This is a genomic window from Sivoneniella epilithica UHCC 1019 (assembly GCF_040830845.1).
Classification (GTDB): Bacteria; Cyanobacteriota; Cyanobacteriia; order Leptolyngbyales; family Leptolyngbyaceae; genus ULC077BIN1.
This window is the reverse complement of record NZ_JBFPDP010000074.1, coordinates 1-18,218: the sequence shown is the minus strand read 5'-3', so window position 1 is coordinate 18,218 and position 18,218 is coordinate 1. Positions and strand designations below refer to the sequence as shown.

General features: G+C 46.7%; 13 protein-coding genes. 3 read left to right on the top strand and 10 right to left on the bottom strand.

The features are described from left to right. Window positions 1-75: 75 nt before the first annotated feature. Window positions 76-798, bottom strand: a complete 723-nt coding sequence (locus AB3R30_RS25115; protein WP_458651946.1) for a lysophospholipid acyltransferase family protein — start codon at window positions 796-798, stop codon at window positions 76-78. Between the two features lie 810 nt (window positions 799-1,608). On the opposite strand from AB3R30_RS25115, the gene metG reads away from it, so the two are divergent. The 3 genes from metG (at window position 1,609) to lptC (ending at window position 5,167) form a co-directional block, all read left to right on the top strand. After that, a complete protein-coding gene (gene metG / locus AB3R30_RS25110; protein ID WP_458651945.1) occupies window positions 1,609-3,201 on the top strand; it encodes a methionine--tRNA ligase in 1,593 nt (530 codons plus the stop codon). Window positions 3,202-3,275: 74 nt separating this feature from the next. Further along, window positions 3,276-3,887: a LabA-like NYN domain-containing protein gene (locus tag AB3R30_RS25105; protein WP_458651944.1), complete on the top strand. Its 612-nt coding sequence runs from the start codon at window positions 3,276-3,278 to the stop codon at window positions 3,885-3,887. Window positions 3,888-4,012: 125 nt separating this feature from the next. Beyond that, window positions 4,013-5,167, top strand: coding sequence for an LPS export ABC transporter periplasmic protein LptC (gene lptC, locus AB3R30_RS25100; RefSeq protein WP_458651943.1), 1,155 nt, complete (start codon window positions 4,013-4,015; stop codon window positions 5,165-5,167). Here the strand turns inward: lptC and AB3R30_RS25095 are convergent. The 9 genes from AB3R30_RS25095 to bchM form a co-directional block, all read right to left on the bottom strand. After that, a complete protein-coding gene (locus tag AB3R30_RS25095) occupies window positions 5,164-5,331 on the bottom strand; it encodes a hypothetical protein (protein WP_458651942.1) in 168 nt (55 codons plus the stop codon). The two genes, lptC and AB3R30_RS25095, sit on opposite strands and share 4 nt — an antisense overlap. Before the next feature lie 73 nt (window positions 5,332-5,404). Further along, window positions 5,405-5,992, bottom strand: coding sequence for a pilus assembly FimT family protein (locus tag AB3R30_RS25090; RefSeq protein ID WP_458651941.1), 588 nt, complete (start codon window positions 5,990-5,992; stop codon window positions 5,405-5,407). A gap of 37 nt (window positions 5,993-6,029) precedes the next feature. Beyond that, window positions 6,030-7,181, bottom strand: coding sequence for a prepilin-type N-terminal cleavage/methylation domain-containing protein (locus AB3R30_RS25085; protein ID WP_458651940.1), 1,152 nt, complete (start codon window positions 7,179-7,181; stop codon window positions 6,030-6,032). Between the two features lie 53 nt (window positions 7,182-7,234). Next, complete coding sequence (locus tag AB3R30_RS25080) at window positions 7,235-7,987, bottom strand: type II secretion system protein (protein WP_458651939.1); 753 nt, start codon at window positions 7,985-7,987, stop codon at window positions 7,235-7,237. A gap of 67 nt (window positions 7,988-8,054) precedes the next feature. Further along, on the bottom strand, window positions 8,055-13,352 hold the full coding sequence (gene hpsA / locus AB3R30_RS25075) for a hormogonium polysaccharide biosynthesis protein HpsA (RefSeq protein ID WP_458651938.1): 5,298 nt from the start codon (window positions 13,350-13,352) through the stop codon (window positions 8,055-8,057). Window positions 13,353-13,855: 503 nt separating this feature from the next. Further along, window positions 13,856-14,092: a 50S ribosomal protein L28 gene (rpmB, locus tag AB3R30_RS25070; protein WP_458651937.1), complete on the bottom strand. Its 237-nt coding sequence runs from the start codon at window positions 14,090-14,092 to the stop codon at window positions 13,856-13,858. Window positions 14,093-14,302: 210 nt separating this feature from the next. Then, window positions 14,303-16,405, bottom strand: coding sequence for a molecular chaperone HtpG (htpG, locus tag AB3R30_RS25065; protein ID WP_458651936.1), 2,103 nt, complete (start codon window positions 16,403-16,405; stop codon window positions 14,303-14,305). 440 nt (window positions 16,406-16,845) lie between these two features. After that, complete coding sequence (locus AB3R30_RS25060; protein WP_458651935.1) at window positions 16,846-17,268, bottom strand: hypothetical protein; 423 nt, start codon at window positions 17,266-17,268, stop codon at window positions 16,846-16,848. Between the two features lie 114 nt (window positions 17,269-17,382). Continuing rightward, window positions 17,383-18,063 carry a magnesium protoporphyrin IX methyltransferase gene (bchM, locus tag AB3R30_RS25055; RefSeq protein WP_458651934.1) on the bottom strand — a complete coding sequence of 227 codons (681 nt, stop codon included), beginning with the start codon at window positions 18,061-18,063 and terminating at the stop codon, window positions 17,383-17,385. Window positions 18,064-18,218: the final 155 nt, after the last annotated feature.

The window sequence follows — 18,218 nt, the reverse complement described above, 5'->3', positions numbered from 1 at the left end:
ACTCAAAACTCAAAACTCAAAACTCAAAACTCAAAACTCAAAACTCAAAACTCAAAACTCAAAACTCAAAACTCATTAGTAGCATCCCTGGGTAAGAAGCTGAGCAATTTCAGCATGGCATTCGTTGGTTATTTCTGCCACCAGCGATCGCGCTTGCTTTCCTTGATAATCTGCCCGCTGTGATCTTTTAATCCAATAGGGGCGACCAATTAAAACGCTCACCTGTTGATAAACAATCATTGGATGCCAGCCGGGTTGATCAAACAGCGGCTCTGAAGGATCAACCAAACTCAGCATTCGTAGGGGAACTGCGGCATTGGTGGATTCTTGATGAGATGCGATCGCCACGGGGAGAATTGCTAGATTTGCGATCGGTGCCCTTAGCGCTAGGTGAGCAAATCCACGCTGAAAGTCACCCATTTTTTCTGGTAGAGTTGGCTGCACCATTGGTTGTGCGCCTTCAGGAAACACGCCGACTGTTTGCTGCAACTGGAGTAATTGACTGGCTTTCTGAAAAAAGCTTTGTTGCCGCTGGTCAGGCGATCCTAATGGAAAACACCCTAACTTAGTCACCATTTCTCGCAGAACGGGCACCTCGCCCATGTAGTGATGACACGCAAACCGAATTGGACGCTGTACGGCAGTCATCAATAACGGGGCATCCATAAAACTACGATGATTCCCAACGACTAAGATTGCTCCATCTTGAGGAATGCGATCGCGGTAGTGTGTATGGATTCGAGTGCCAAGCAGGGACAAAAATAGTTGAGAAACCTTTAGAGGATCGTCTGGAAACATTAGATACCTTGAATTGAGCAATCAAAACTTGAATAGGTCAACATTAGAATTGGATATGAGCCACAGTATGTGACTTTTCTAAAACTTTTCTTAAACACTGCAAAGACAGCGATCGCCTTTAATAAAGCGTGTTAGAAAGCTTTGAAAGCGATGTTTCGAGGAATAAAAACTTAAGGTAAGAGCAATTAATCACCCATCACTTCTATAGAGTTATTTAAGATTTAATATCTAAACACAAATCGGTTGAAGCTTTCTAGCCTCCTCTGATAGATTCCTGCTTTTATTTAAGTCATTCTAGGGAAGTAAACGCGCTCACTCTTAAAAACTAAATTTGCTATGGCAACAGATGAATAGGGTTAGGACACAAAGATTCTGGAGAAATCAGGAATAACGGATGGTTGTTATTTTGACCTTTCCTCGTACTGCCATACCTTTCAAATCAATAACATTTTGGACACTTTTTATCGTTGCCCACTAACTATAAACCTCGCTCAAAAAACAGACTTAGATTTTAAGGTAAGAATCAAATAATTTCTATGGAATGGATAAGCCAAGCAAATAGGTTGTAATAAATACCTAGTTAATTTAAGGTTTGCTTCAGCCGTTCAACTCAGCTTTACGGTTAGAATCGGGTAGTGCCAATTGCACTTGTGCATCACACTTTAGTATCACTTATCTATGACATAAAAGTTGCTAATTACTACTAGCAGCTACTTTCAAAAAATTTGTGTACTTTCAAAAAAAGCATGACAGTGTTGTTCGCTCCTCTTTTCATATTTATATGTGAGGAGTGAAGATTTAAATAAATTCATGAGTTCTAAACCTATCAATAACCATCAATTTGTCATTACAACCCCTCTTTATTATGTGAATGCGCGTCCTCATGTCGGCAGTGCTTATCCCACGATCGCAGCTGATGTGCTTGCCCGTTTTCAGCGATTACGGGGAAATTCTGTGCTGTTTGTTACTGGCACCGACGAACATGGTCAAAAAATTCAGCGGACGGCTGAAGGGTTAGGGCGCGATCCCCAAGCCCATTGTGACCAAATTGTGGCAGAATTTCAGGCTTTATGGAAGCTGCTAGATATTCAGTTCGATCGCTTCATTCGCACGACTGATCCCCGACACGAGATTATTGTTAAAGAGTTTTTTCAGCGCGTTTGGGATCAAGGCGATATTTACCTAAGCCAGCAAACAGGTTGGTATTGTGTTGCTTGCGAAGAATTTAAGGAAGAGCGCGAACTGCTAGATCAGCATCGTTGCACCATTCATCCCACAATTGAAGCAGAATGGCGCGATGAGCAAAACTACTTTTTTCGATTGTCGAAATATCAAGATCAGCTTGAACAGCTTTATCGCGATCGCCCCGATTTTATTCAACCAGATACTCGCCGGAATGAAGTCATTCGCTTTGTCAGCCAGGGATTACAAGATTTTTCGATTTCCCGTGTCAACCTCGATTGGGGCATCCCCGTTCCGCCCGATCCCACCCACACGCTTTACGTTTGGTTTGATGCTCTGCTGGGATACGTGACTGCCCTGCTAGAGCCAGACGATGCACCCAGTTTGGACAATGCCCTAGCCCGGTGGTGGCCCATTAACTTGCACCTAATTGGCAAAGATATTTTGCGGTTTCATGCCGTATATTGGCTCGCCATGCTGATGTCGGCGGGTGTTGACCTCCCCGATCGTATCTTTGGACACGGCTACCTCACCAAAGATGGGCAGAAAATGGGTAAAACCTTGGGAAATGTTTTAGACCCGTTTGCTATTGTGGAACGCTATGGCTCGGATGCCGTTCGGTATTACTTCTTGAAGGAGATTGAGTTTGGTCGAGATGGTGATTTTAACGAAACGCGCTTTATCAATATCCTGAATGCTGAACTCGCAAACGATTTGGGCAATCTGCTCAACCGTACCCTCAAAATGGCGCAAAAATACTGTCAGGGTCTAGTGCCTAGCCCATTGGCATCAGATACGGATAATCCTCTTGCTCTGTTGGGGAATACCTTGGGCGATCGCGTCACTGGTGCTTATGAGTCGCTTGCTTTTAGTGAAGCCTGTGATGCCATCTTGGGGTTAGTGCGATCGGGCAACAAGTTCATTGATGAACAAGCTCCGTGGGCTTTATATAAACAGGGAAACCAAACCGCCGTTGAACAGGTCATATACACCGTGTTGGAGTCCGTTAGATTAGCAGCATATCTGCTATCGCCAATCATCCCCAACGTGAGCAACGCCATCTACCAGCAGTTAGGATTTTCAATCAACTTTACTCACCAACAAACCGAGTCTGCCCCTTTTGCAATTCACTCTACTTGGGGAATACTTCCCATAGGGCAACCTTTAGGCGATCCGCAACCTGTGTTTCAGCGCCTAGAACTTTTAGAAACTGTTTCCTAGTGATTCAAACTCCATAAATCGCCCCAAAATTTCATTCCCATAATTAATTTTCATAAAAAAAGAGGCAATACGCCATGCTAGATAACACGTCCAATTTTGAAATGAGCGAGTCGGTTTTCACGCCCCAACAAGTATTAGAAAATCGGGGGCGAGTTGCCATATTTATTGATGGCTCTAACCTCTTCTATGCAGCCTTGCAGCTAGGGATCGAAATTGATTACACAAAGCTGTTATGCCGTTTAACGGGGGGATCGCGGCTACTGCGATCGTTCTTTTATACCGGAGTTGATCGCACCAATGAGAAGCAACAGGGTTTCTTGCTATGGATGCGGCGCAACGGCTATCGAGTGATTTCTAAAGATTTAGTGCAGTTACCAGATGGCTCCAAAAAAGCCAACCTAGACGTAGAAATTGCGGTAGATATGATCTCGTTAGTGGGATCGTATGATACCGCAGTATTGGTCAGCGGCGATGGGGATCTAGCGTATGCCGTCAACGCCGTCAGCTACCGGGGCGTGCGTGTAGAAGTAGTCAGCCTGCGGGCAATGACCAGCGACAGCTTAATTAATGTTGCAGATCGCTACATTGACTTAGATGGCATTAAAGAAGATATCCAGAAAAATCCTAGAAGCTATACCTATCGTCCGCTTTCAGGCATTGGATTAGTAGATAGCGGCTTGGAATAAAGCCAGTGTGCTATTAGCTAAAAGCCTACAATAGAAGCATAGTGATTGATCCCCGTGAACTTTTCTGGGATTTTAGAGTCTAGTAACTAGATTTGCTCATGCTGGGTCTACTTAGGAGTTTGCTTGTGTCGTCTTTCTTTTCCTCTCAGCGATGGGTGCGAGTTGCTTTAGCGCTTCTAATGGGTGGATTGCCCTTTGGGGCGATCGCCTGTAGTGGGCAAAGCCAAACCGAAAAACAGCTTGCTAAGGAAGCCCAAAATTTTGAGAAGGAAAATTTTGACACCGACTTAACCTTTGCCTTTGTCACCCTAGAGGAGTTTGATCAAAAAGGGCGGCTGTGGTGGAAGGTTAAGGCAAAAGAAGCAACCTATAGCAAAGACAAAAAAAATGCCCAGATTAAAGATCCTAAAGGAGAGTTTTTCCAAGATGGAAAGGCGGTTCTGAAAGTTTCAGCGCAAAGTGGTGAAGTGCAGCAAGACGGTCAACGCATTTTTTTAAGAGGCAATATTCTAGCCACCGATCTACGAGATGGATTGGTGATTAAAGCGAATGAACTGGAATGGCGACCGAAAGAAGATTTAATCTTGGTGCGAAATAATGTGACGGGGACACGCCAAAAAATAGTCGCAACTGCAAAAAATGGTAAATATTTAACCCGTGCCCGTCGATTAGATCTAGAGGGCAGTGTGATTGCTGCATCAAAAGATCCGAGCTTTCAGGTCACCACCGATCGCTTGGCGTGGCTGGTGGAGAAGCAAAAATTGGTCGGCGATCGCCCCCTGCAAATGCAGCGCTATGAGGACAAAACGGTCACCGATCGCGCGACTGCTGATAGTGGTGAAATGGATATTAAAGCGGAAACTTTGACCCTGAAACAATCCGCCCAACTGAATATTGCCGACCCGCCGATCTTAGTCACTGGCAACCAAATTATTTGGAAGATTAAAGACCGCAAGATTGCTTCTAATCAGCCCATTACCTTTTTTAATAGCAAAGATAAGGTGACTCTGACGGGCAATCAAGGCGACTTAGACCTGGTAACCAGAGATTTAAATCTGGTGGGAAATGTGAACGGTGGGGGCGGATCGCGCCAATCGTCACTCCAATCCGATCGCCTTAAGTGGAATATGACGAGCCAAGCCTTTGAAGCAGACGGGAATGTGATTTATCGCCAAGCAAAACCCCCCTTAAGTCTATCGGGTCCGAAAGCCAGCGGCACTCTCAAAGATCAGCAAGTGGTCGTTAGTGGCGGCAGAGTGGTAACTCAATTTGTCCCTTAAGGCTGAATTGGTAGCCGCACTGAAATCAGTTGAGTGGGCGACTGATGAACCGTCGTGCTGATTGTCGTTGATGCGGCAGGGTTGCCTAAGCCAGAAAAGGTAGAAGCCACCACACTGAGAACAACCGTTGCGATCGCCGCTTCTATGATCAAAGTCCCTTTCATTGCAAAAACCTCCAGCAGCAAATCCATCTAAGGATCTATACAGTTGCCCCTACAGATTTTATGCAAACATTGCCTAACTATTGCAACCATCCTGTGTACCATCCGCCAACCGGACAGCGCCCAAAAGAGTATCTACAATCGCACATCGCTGCGTCTCAACAGAGGCACCCTTTGGTTTCACCTTCACCACAAAAAGTTTGTCCGTTGCAGTTGAAGTTCCCAACCAGTCCCGATCAACTGCACCTTTGGTATCAAACAAGATCTGCTTTGTCGATGATATAGAAGAGGTTGCTGAAAACTCCATGGTTCCAACTTTAACCTCGCCGTCTCCCAGCGTCCGCCAATTGTTGATCGCTGTAACATCGAGAGGTATGCTGCTTTGGGGCACGATTGCAGCACGAGGAGGAGTTGCCACGCCATCTCCATCAAAGACGACAAACCGTCCAATTCGAGTCGTTTTTGCCTGATTTTGCGCCTCTCGAATCACCTGCACTGCCTGTTCTCGAATAGTACCTATTCGCTGGCGGTTCATCAGCGCAGTCCAGCTTGGTGCAGCAATGGCAAACAGCACCCCAATAATAATGAGTACCACCAAAATTTCTAGGAGGGTAAACCCAGCAATAGAGGCTTTATGGCGAGTGTGTAACTTGTGTGCTTTCATCGGTGTGGCTCCAATCAGGAAACTGAAATCAACTTAATCATCCGTCTTTTTTGCCAATAATGCCTCGTACCAATACGCGCGTTTGTAGGGGCGAAATACGCTCAGTGTTATCAGTATTATTTGTTTTGGAAAATCCGCCCTGCCCTGAGACATTACCTTTGAGGACTATCAGGACATCTTGGTTACTGGATGGAGGATTGACTAGTTTGCCTGTGATCGGATTTGTAATTTGGTTGACGATACCGCCATCTCGAACACAAGCATAAAAACTGCGAAATGGAGGATTGCTGTTAGTGGTCGGACTAAGGGCGCGATCGCGAGAAACATCATCCGTGCCAAACTCATCGCATTTTGGCGCATTTGCAGTATCCCCTGGAGTTGTGGTGTCTACAAAATCCACCAGCGCAAAAGCTTGTCCTATTGGAGGGGTAGTCTGTCGATTAATTGGCGGAGCAGCACCACCATCTTGTAGAGGCCACTGCTGAAACGTGAACTCTGGCTCCTCCAAAGGATCTACAAATCCTGGAGTTTGATCTTGTTCATTTGTAGGATCAGATGGAAACTGGCTTAACTCATACCGTGTTAATCGTGCCTTGCCGTTCCAGATGCCAGTATTGGTCCGATCTACCCCATAAACGACCAATGAATAGGAATATCCTGCTAGACAGGGCACCTTTGCCTTAGTCATGATGTTATTGGTTACGGTATCTGGATTATCGCTACCAAGATCATCCGCCTCTGCCTTACATAAATCCTTGATTTTTTGAGGTAATTCTTTGGTTCTCCAAAATGCTAGCACTGCAACCTTATCGGGCTTTGCATTAATATCTCCTGGAATGTATTTGATAATTCCAGGACAAGTTTTTGCAAAGTCTTTACCCGATGTGGGGATGCCATTGCCTTGTAAGCACTCTCCATTGTAGACAAAGACTGCCGATCGCACATCTTGAGCTATATAGTCCATTGCGGCTTGCATATCCTGCTGCACTTGGGTTCGTGCCGCATCTCTTTGATTGGTTTCGGTCAATTGTACTACAAGTGTCAGCAATGCCACCACAATCAAAGAGCCAATGATCATCGCTACCAAAAGCTCTAATAGCGTAAATCCTTTAGCACGGCGACCCTTTCGTGTTGCTCGGAATACTATACGCTGCCATTTAAGTCGATGATTGGAGAAAAAGTGAGCCATAGGAATTTATGGGGTGGGTGAAAGAAGTAGGTTAAAAATAATTTCAATTCAAGTTAAGGGGTTCCATCTACACAATTTACTGAATCTACTTTGCCTACACGAGATACTTTGGTTGTCAGGACTTGTAGGGGTTTCCTCAGTGCCCCTGTAGTCGGATCGTCCCCTGCCCGTCCTGTGGTCAATCCCAACGACATTCGCTCAGCGCCAAGATTTGACATAGCATCCCCTAGTTTGTAGCCATACACTCGCACGGTCAAATCAAATGAATAAGGAACCGTTGCAGTTGAACCGTTAGGAATGCAATCATTCGCTCGAACCACTTGCATCGCAAATTCTGGATCACAATTACCATCATCTGGATCATCTGGATCATCACCATCACCATCTACATCTACTGGAATTACTTGAGTGGCAGACGCTTGCACAGTTGGAGAAGGATATTTATTAGTAGGACACTGATCGCTTGGGGAGGATAGTACACTTGTGTTAACCCCGTTTGCTACGCCTGTTCCTACTTGGGGGAGTTGAGTCTCTGTTGCAGGTCCCCGTTCCATCACAACTCTGACGCGATCGATCTCTGCCTGAGCAATTGCGTTTGCTTGTTCTGCTCGACGCGATTGGATACGGCTGGCGGTGGCAACAAAAATAGGCGGCGTAATGGATACGACCGTAATTGCAATAATGACGATCGCTACCAAACATTCAAGCAAGGTCAATCCTTGGTCAGATGTGGCAGGACGTGATCGCAACAGCCGTAATAGCAAACTAGAGAAAGCAAACGGAGAAGACGAGTGACGCACTAGCATCGTAGTTTCCTAAAGTGGAAGGGCGAAAACCCCTTTCCTCGCTAAGAGAAGAGGGAATAAAGGCAATCTAAGTTGGGCAGTTAAGCGAAGCGGCATTAAATCCAGTAGGTGGCTGGTTTTTTAAGGCGATACAGAGATTTTTCATATAGGCATCGCTGCCGGAGGGTTCTTCATAAAACTCGTTTTTCTCTTTACTAAGAGAGGTAAACCGCGTTGCTGCTGGGCTTGCCTGCGCCAACTGTAGCCCCACATCATATCCCCATAGACGAGCAGGCGGTCTATAGGGAAGCACCTCGCGCCCAGTAATAGGAGTTTCACCCGGTTCCCAGCTATCGTCATCAAAGGGGCCCGTTGCATAGTTACTGAAGTTGAGTTGTAGAAATGACCCAGAGAAACGCAGTCTACTCGCACCGTCATCCCAGTTTTCTAGGAAGCGGGGGAAGTTACTCAAAGCTCCATAGCCCTGGAATTGCCGAGCGGGAACTATTCCACTCACCATGATTACGTTCACGCCAGTTTCTTGATTCGGCGGAATCCGTTGGAGGGTACGTGCGCCGCTATTGGAAGAGTTCTTGTTATCCATATACTCTCCCTGAATGACTGTGTCGTTAGCAGAGCTATATTCCACAGGCACCGAAGTTGCACTGGCAATTAGCCCATTGCCATTCCGGGATATTTTTACAGGTGAGTAGATGGGGTCACCTGGATTTTCTCTCACCCAGTTCCAGCCAGAGGCGTTGGTCAAATCCTTGCTGGGGCGATTCTGATTGAGGAAGGAGGTTGCCCCAGCCGCAGCATCATTCAGGCAACCCGCAGCACTGCCAAACAGGGCTTTATCAGTATCGTTATAGACTTCTGCGCCCTTCTTGGTGCCATTCGTATAGACTTTACTGGTGTTTGTACTGCCGGAACTCGTGGTGTCGTCAATTCCGCCTTCATTAGCGTTTGGACGCGGATTTGCTGTCATGAAGGTGTCGATCGCACTGCCATCACAAAATCGATCGCTCAAAATCGAAACGCTATCTGCCAAAATTTCTGAAGGTCGCCATAAATCCTCATCGGGGTCGGCAAACTTTGGTTCGGGTTGAGATGCATCTCGATTATCGTAAAAAGTGGCGCTGCTATATTGGGTTGGATCGGTTGGCAGTGGCAACTGAAACTCTTCTAGCGGTGCGTTGGTGGTTTTATCTTGATGCAGGTTGAAGTTGCCCATGATGTATACGGGCTGATCGCTGATAAAAGACAGCCCCCGGAAGTTGTCAGCCTTATCAACGGCACCTCCTCGTTTGAGAACCGCGCCATTGCGAAGACGGAAGCCATGCGGACGGCGATCAGGATCGGCAATAAAATCTACAGGCTTGGTTGAAACGTTAAAAGCTGCATTCAGCGCTGGATCGGTTTCTGCGCCTGGAGTTTGGGCATCGGTATAAGCTAAGGTGCCAGCGGGACGGGCGATCGCATCTTCGCGGACTGCATCTTCGCGGAAAGCATAAACAATACCGCTCACTGGCAACCAGGTATCATCATCAATCGCCGTATTTCGTAGCATATTCAGGTCAATATCCAAGGCGCGAGTCGGCAGCCACTCTCGCCCGTTGAACAGCACCTTATCTTGGAAGGGAATTGCCGCGATCGTGCCATCGGGAGTAACAATGCGGTTTGGATTGGGGTCAGCGGCAGCCGGAGTCGCGATCGTCGGGAGTACCCAATTTGTGGTGGTAAGTTTGGGGACTAAAGCAGCAGCCTGAACTGAATTGTCCTCTATTGGGAGCAAAAAGGGATTATAGGTAAAAGATACAATTGCACCAGGATTAGCTGCACCACTTGGCAGTTTGGCTGGGATGGTTGTGTAGTCGATTGAATAAGCTGTACCTGCTGGAGCTTGGGTTGCATTGACTGGCTCATAGGAATATCCAGTGTTAAACCGAGTAATGTAGGGTTCCTTCCAAGGCTGATAAGCAATTGGCAGAGCCGTACCACCCGTATACAGCTTTGGATTACCGGGTTGGCGGTAGTCTGCTCCACCAGCAGGAAGATCTCCTAGATGGTCGTGAGTCACTTCAGGAAAGATGTAGTAGAGCGATGGAAACTTGGGCGCAACCGTTGCTCTCTTCCAATTGTTATTAGTGCCAACCGCAGTTCTTAAAGCAGGAGTAACAAAATCTGCATTAACTGTTTCACTATTTGTCAGCGTTGGATAGTACGTCTGAGCGGGAGCCGGCAGATTAGTGTTGTTGGCTGGATCGCCAAGTGCAGGATAGTTATTATCTCCTAGAGATGTTTTGAGATCCTGAAGATTTCCAGCCGGGATTACCTCACCACATAAACGAGACAATGCTAAGCGAGAGCGGGCTTCTCGTCCAACTGCGCCACCTGTTGCTGCCAAACTAGGCGCACTTGCTGCGCTGGAACCAGCAGGCGTGTTGCTGACTTTGAAAATATTAGGATCACAAGCAGAAGACCATAGCCCTACCACATTCCCACCAGCGGTTCCGGGCATTTCTAAAATATAAGGATTGTAGTTCCAAGTGTTGGCAGCAGGGGAAGGTCGAAAACCATAGGTGCGATCGCGCCGAATCTGGAAGTGTTCATGAATCAGTACAGCTAGTTGATATTGCGGATCATTTTCCACATCAGCGGAAGCACTGTCAGCTCTAATATCCTTTAGCAGCGCTGCTAAAAACATATCAGGAGTAACGCGATCATAATCACGCGGATTATATTTCGTTAAGTCAGGTGTGGCAACTGAATCGTCATAGTTGTAGGTTGCTAACAGCTTTTTGTCACTTATCACCTCACCATCTGTATCACCGATATTCCCATTCATCATGCCGAACAGCTTTCTACCTAAACTATCTAAGGCAGTTTGATTGCTAGCGGCACTGGGATTAAACTTTTGCACCTGGTTAATGTTGTATGCCAGCATTCCCATCGTGCAGCCTGCGGTTTCTAGATAGCTCTGATCCGCAGGGCTATTGTTTCCTGCTGTTAAAGCACGACGCAGGTTAGAGAAGTTGCCCCACATGGTCACGATTGGGTCGGGATGAATCAGTCCTGGTTCTTGTTTTGGCGGAAAGGCTCCATCAGGATCACCAGCGAAATTTGCTAGATTAAGCAGTGCTTGGCGTAGACCGCCACCCTGTAGCTGGGCTACTGTTGGCGGCTCAAATTCCCAGCCATTGGTGCCCTTCCCATAGAAAAAGTCTGTGTATAGTGTCTCTGTTCCGCCATTAAAGCGATAAGGCTTAAAGTTCACCGATTGACGTAAGGTATATGGTGAACCTGGATGAGCAGTTAGTGCAAGACAAGCAGCAGGAGTACGACCATCGGCTGTTTCTCCTAAACGATAGTGATAGATTGCGGCGGCTTGTACTGCGGCTAGATTATCTCGCAGCGCCCGTCGTTGTTTGGTTTCGTGCTTACGGCTGGCATTTGCGGTGCCTGTGTAAGTGTAAGCAGGATAAAGCGGATCTCCTTCGACATCGCTTTTAGCTGCATCAGCAGTTGCAACGTTATTAGTCGGAGCATAAGCAACTGTTTTCAGGTTTGATACATTTCCAGTTTCATTTCCTGCGCCTTCAGGATAAGGAACTTTCTGATCTAAGGTAGTAGTTGGGACTGCATCGGGTCTATTTTGTGGTGCAATCCAACCATAAGGATTGCCTAGTTCCAAGCGTTCGCCGACCAAGATTCTCATGCCGCCCGTATAGACCTTGGAGGTAGAAGTATCTGAATCTTTGAAGGTTCGGCGCTCCCAGTAGCCATCTAAACCTGGAACAACACCGCTAGTAGGAGGATCATTAATTAGTTCTGGAGGGGCTGTAATATTAGTACCGACTGGTGTTCCAGTAGGGATTTTAATTGCAGCACTATAGCGCACTTTAGGACCATAACGATTATCTGCCCGGTAAAGGTCATCTACATAGGGCTGTGTACTCAGTGGATCGCTGACAAACCGACCCGGATTAAAGTCTGTTGGTCTGATGGGGTCAATAATGGCTCCGGTATTCGTAATATCAGGCTTTGTCGCCTGATGAATATCTTCTGTTAGCAATTTGACCGGATCGGTGGAGATTCCAATCACATCTTTTGATCCGGTTGCCCAATCTTTAGCAGGAGTAATCTGATCCTGGTTATAGGTGCCACCATTATATTTATCAACCCGTTGCGCACTTTTATACTCTGTGTTTCGCCCTAACTCACCCCCTGCAATAATTCCTTTAAAAGCAACACCGCCATTCACTCGCAATGGATCGGCTGGATCAATAGCAAACTCACGCACCGAGATTTCAGAGTTGCTTTCTGGCTTAAACAGACAAGATTTCGTAGCACTAATCAAGAAACTGTTAAAGATACCGCCATCATCCCGCCCAATGAAGATATTGCCCTCGCTGTGCATGGCACCGTTCCAGTTCATCGGTGCCCCAGAAACTGCCTCTAGGTCATACTTAAACCAGGCTCCCCATTTGTTACCCCGATCTAACTTATAATCCTGCAAAAACTCCAGGGTGGTGAAGTTGACAGGGTTGCCATTTTGCACAGCCTTTTGGTTGACCACAAAAGCATCGATTTGGAAGCGCTTCCGCAAAATGGAGGTGTTGGAGACATCTTGGAACCAGCCCCCTTCTACCTTGGAACCACCGCCCTTCGTCCGACACTTCACCGCAGAACTGTTACTCTGTGGACCAGAGCGCACATAGGGACCATCATTATTTCCCTTAGCTTTTTCCTGATCATCCAGTGTGAGTAATGCTACAGGACCAATTTCGTTTACGGCAGTGGCATCAGGAGTAGAAAAGTTGATTGAATAAACGATCGCTTTCCGATCATCAGGCGGACCCTCTTGATACACCCAGGCGTTATCAAGTTCCCCATCATCATTGATATCAATCCGGGTTTCATCATCCAGCTTGTAAGGATTTTCCGCAGTCGTCAAAGGATCTACGTCCGTTGCTGCTTCACCAATGGGTCGGTGTGCTTCATTTAGCAGCATACTAATAATAAATTCTTCGGAAGGGGTGCCGCTAGGCAGCCGGGCATCTTTGCCAAACAGGTAGTCGAGCTTGGCACGGGCGCGATCGATCGCTGGGGTTGCCGCATTATAAATCTGCCGACTTTGGACGTTGGCGATCGTGCGGCTAGTGCTATTGAACGACCGGAAGGTGAGTGCGCCCACAGTTAGCGACACTACCAAAATCAGAAAAACCGTGGTAGGCAACACAAACCCCGCAACACGGGGGCGGCGATTGAGCAAAAAGACGGTTCGCAGCAGCCAAGTCACCATAGATTTGGTCAGGCGGCGGGAGAGCTTCCAAACCTGTTTCAAAATGGGTTGAAGTTTTTTGGCTAACTTGCGATCTGACATGGCTGCGTCCTGAGGGTAGTGGGGTGACGAAGAAGGGAAAAGAGGTTAGGGAAGAGGCAAGAAATATAAAGTGAGTGATGGAAGCGCAAGAAAGGCTCCAAACCGAGTAAATTATGAACGAGTTTTTTGAAAAGCCACCAATTTCCAAGGCTACTTGAGACGAATAATTCAACTAATTCAGTTAGGGAAGTTTCAGGTCATAAGTAGGATAAAAGTTGAATCTGAAGCAACAGGGAAAGGGGCTTGGGGAACAGAAGGATAGACAGTTGCGGAGCAAATAACGTAGATCATCACACTGCAATGCAGCCATGTTACCCACTCTGTGTGAAAAATATATCAACCCACTATAACAATTATATGAATTGTCTCTGTGTGACCTGGTTCACACGCAGAAAATGAAAAAGGACATACTGGTGTATGCCCTTTCAGAAAAACGCGATCGCGTTTTCCCTTTTGTCCTATATTTATTGTCCTGCTTTTGTCCTATATTTATTGTCCTGATATTAATATTTGTTCAGGTCTATCCCAGCTTCTTTAGCAAAGGCAGCGATCGTTTTCTTTTCTAGCGTTTTAATAGCTTTAGTCGAAAGGTGTAAACGCACCCAGCGGTTTCCTTCAGCCCACCAAACGCGCTTCCACTGCAAGTTTACGCCTTGCAATTTCTTGGTGCGGCGGTGAGAGTGCGAGACAGCATAGGCGTTATTTGCTTTTTTTCCAGTTAATTCACATCTGCGACCCATACCAGCCTCCAGCTTTTCATATCTTCGGTTTATTCCAGTCCTCCATTATATAGAGGGAAGCAGAAATAAGGAAGTAGAAAAATCGGCAACCGTTCAGAGCAGACATTTGGCAGGGGTTTAGCATTCGGAACGTAACTCTTGGATGAATCGCAGAGAGCATCGCCCGAATGCCAAACCCTTACTTACACCCGATTATTTGATTTGCGATCGCTAGCGATCGGTGAGGCGGGTTAGCACTTGGTTCGAGCGATCGACGAAGGTTTTCATTCCATCCGCATCAAAGCCTTTTTGCGCCATCAATGCCAAATCATAAATTTGGTTGCAAATGAGAGTACTCAACTCGGCTGAGGGCGACTGTCCGCTGGTTTGCAGAATGGTTCCTTGGTTCAAGGTCAGCAAATTTTGGATCAGCGGATGGGCAGTGTTCACCAGTAAAATGTGTTCTTCAGGAAACTCCACGGCTTGCTGCTGCATCATGGCGGTCATTTCTCGCATCCGACGCAGATGCTCTGGTAACAACACAACCGCAGGCGGGGCACTTTGGGGATCTCCGGCTTTGAGAGCTTCAGTACGAATAGTGACTTTTGGCTTCGCGATCGCGCCTTGAAAAAGCTCCTTAATTTGCTCACTGCGAGTCTTGTTGGTGGCGGGATCAACAATTTCGGTTTCTTTGTCCTTATCAATCAGGGTGTCATCTAAATCCGCATCCACACGGGAGAAGCGAATCGTGGAATATTCTTGTTCCAAAAAGCTGATGAAATGGGTATCGATAAACGAGTCCATAAACAAGACTTCGATTCCTTGCTTTTTGTGAAGTTCTACATAGGTCGCCTGAGCAATTTCGTCGTTGCAATAGAAGACGCGGTTTTCGTGATGGGTTTTGTTGCGTTCTAGATACTCTTTGAGCGTGGTGTATGTTGGGCTGGAACTTGGGTTTTGGAAGCTAGGAGTTGACGCAGCAACAGGCGAGGAAACCTCTTGCCACACGTCGCTTTCACCAGACTGCACTTGCACTTCAGGAGTAGCGCTGTCCCCAGTTTTCGTCTCCTGGCTTCCTGCCCAAGTAGTGCGATAGATCAGAATGTCTTCAACTTGCTTTTTGAATTTGTCGTCGTTGAGGGTGCCGAATTTGACAAAAGTACTCAGGTCTTGCCAGCAACGGATATATTCGTCGCGATCGTCGCGGTACAGTTCCTTCAGGCGATCGCCCACTTTTTTAGCGATGTAGTTGGCAATTTGACGAACGGTGCGATCGGCTTGCAAAAAGCTACGAGACACGTTCAGTGGAATATCAGCACTGTCAATCACGCCACGCAAAGGCAACAAAAACCGGGGGATCACTTCTTCACAGTTATCACTGACAAACACCTGATTGCAGAACAGCTTAATCTGGCTTTTGGTCACATCCACGTCGGGCTTCAGCTTCGGGAAGTAAAGAATCCCGTTGACCACAAAGGGATAATCCGTGTTCAAATGCACCCACAGCAAAGGCTCTTCTTGAAATGGATAGAGGTAGCGATAAAACTCCAGATAATCCTCTTTGCTGAGATTGCTAGCCGACTCCTTCCAGGGAGCTTTTTGACGGTTCACCTGTTCCGGTGCTTTGGGTTCAATAGCTTGTTCAGCGGTTTGTTCCGGTGCGCTTTCCGTCTCTACTTCTGGCGATACCTCTGGAGGCGCTTCTATGACTGCCAACTTGATCGGCACCGGCAGAAAATCGCAGTATTTAGTGATCAACTGGCGAACCCGGTATGGCTCCAGATATTCTAGTTCTTCATCTTGCAGGGTGAGCGTGATAGTGGTGCCGCGTGTGGTGCGGTTCGATTCGCTTAGCTCAAATTCTGTAGAGCCATCGCACGACCAATGCACCGCAATGGCACCCGGTTGGTAGGAAAGCGTATCAATATCTACTTGGGCAGCGACCATAAAGGACGAATAAAAACCTAGCCCAAAGTGACCAATAATTTGCTGATCGGTGCTTGCCTTGTACTTATCAATAAATTCTTCAGCGCTGGAAAAGGCAACCTGGTTAATATATTTTTTCACTTCATCGGCGGTCATGCCAATGCCTGTATCCGACACCGACAGCGTTTTTGCTGCTTTATCCAAGGTGATGACAATTTCAGGTTCGCCCAAATCGCCGGAATAGTCGCCCGAATGAGACACCATTTTTAGCTTCTGAATGGCATCTACGGCATTGGACACTAACTCTCTGAGAAAAATTTCATGGTCTGAATACAGCCATTTTTTGATAATCGGAAAAATATTCTCGGTATGAATGGAAATATTGCCTTTTTCCAACACAGTCGTCATAGGGAAAACTCCAGAAGAATAGGGGTGAGGGATCAATGATGAAGGGTGAGGGTGGAAAATGCCTCAACGCTATTTGGGTCAAACTGCTTCAATTGTAGTCAGGGAAGGGCTTTCGTTGGAGATGTGGATTTCCCTACCTTAAGAGGGTGAAGGAGTGGAGGGGTGAAGGAGTTGGGGAAAGTAGTTTTGAGTTTTGAGTTTTGAGTTGGGTGAAGGAGTTGGGGAAAGTAGTTTTGAGTTTTGAGTTTTGAGTTTTGAATGTGTTTTGAATGTAAGGCAGTACCTAGAGTCTGAGGACAAGTAGTAGGGTTTAAACTTGGGCACGCGAACCTCTTTAATCCCTAAAACCTGAAACTTGCTGCTTCGCGATCGCCTTGGTGAATAAGTTCATGATTGGTGAATAAGTTCATGATTTGCTATTCTGGGTGCGATCGCGGTCGTTAAGATTGATCAAACTTTCCCACATGAAACCGATAATTGATGTTTCCCTGATCATCTACATCAAAGTTGGCATCAAATTCCTCAGCCCGTTCGTCCAAATAGACTTTTGCCATGTTCCCTGACAATCCCGTTTCCAGTGAAAAAGCAAGGGTTGTAATTCGTCCATTGCCTTGAGCCAGCAGTTTGGAAAAGGCAGCATTGAGGCGATCACATTCTTTCTGTTGCTTGTCTTGGCGTAAACCCGCAACAACCCAGCCGCCCACCGCTGCCAAAGGCACCCCAAACACCAGACAGGCGATCGCTTGTTCTCTTTGCTCTTCCTTGCTGATGCGGGTATTGAAGGTCGCGAAAATTCCAGAGCCGATCAGGATACCGCCTAGTCCTAGCAAAACAGTTGCACAAATAATTTTGAGAGGTTTCATAGTCCAACTCAGATGGAAGTTGCTAAATCCTAGCTTTATTGAGAATGGGTTGCCACGGTTAAGCGCCCCTTCAGGCGCGCAGCGTTGAAAAGAACCGATCCAGATGAGAGAACCTTATGTCCGAACGGCTTCTAATAAACGAGAAAAGTAGAAACGGGTTTTGGTCATGGCGTTGCGCTCAATTTTCCAGCCTTGGCTTTCCAAAATTTTCACGACTTGAGCTTCACTGTGCAGATAAGCGCGGGTTGCTTTGCTCGGTCCTGGAAAAAAGTCGCCAATCTTTTTTAATACGGTGTAAAAAACGGTTTTGGGTGCAAAGCTGAGGATTAAGCGCGACTCTGCCAATGAACTCAGATGTTGTATCATATCTGCCGCTTTGGTTTGAGGATAGTGAATCAACACGTCCAGACAAACAACGGTGTGATAGCGTCCGGTTAATCCTTCCAAATCCTGAACCGCAAAGGTGAGATTTTCGAGCGATAGTGCAGCCGCCCGGTCTTTCGCTTCTCCAACCATTTTCTCGGAAATGTCGCTGGAAAATACTTGCGCTCCGGCTTCTGCTAAGGGAATGCTGAGGCTGCCAACGCCGCAACCCGCATCACAAATAGTTAAGCCTTTTAAGTTGTCGTCTGCTTTTAGCCATGCCAGGACGGTATCCACGGTTTGCTGATGCCCGGTGCGGATGTCTAGCTGAACTTTGTTCACTTCGCCGTCGCCATAAATTCTGCGCCAGCGATCGAATCCGGTGGCGTTGAAGTATTCGCGAACAATTGTTTTATCGTCAACTGCGGTCATAGGGGTTATTTTTGTCGTGAGATTGCAATCAGTGTTGATCGTACAGGAGTTGAAGTCTAGTTTCGAGTGAAAGCCGTAAATTCAAAACTCAAAACTCAAAACTCAAAACTCAAAACTCAAAACTCAAAACTCAAAACTCAAAACTCAAAACTCAA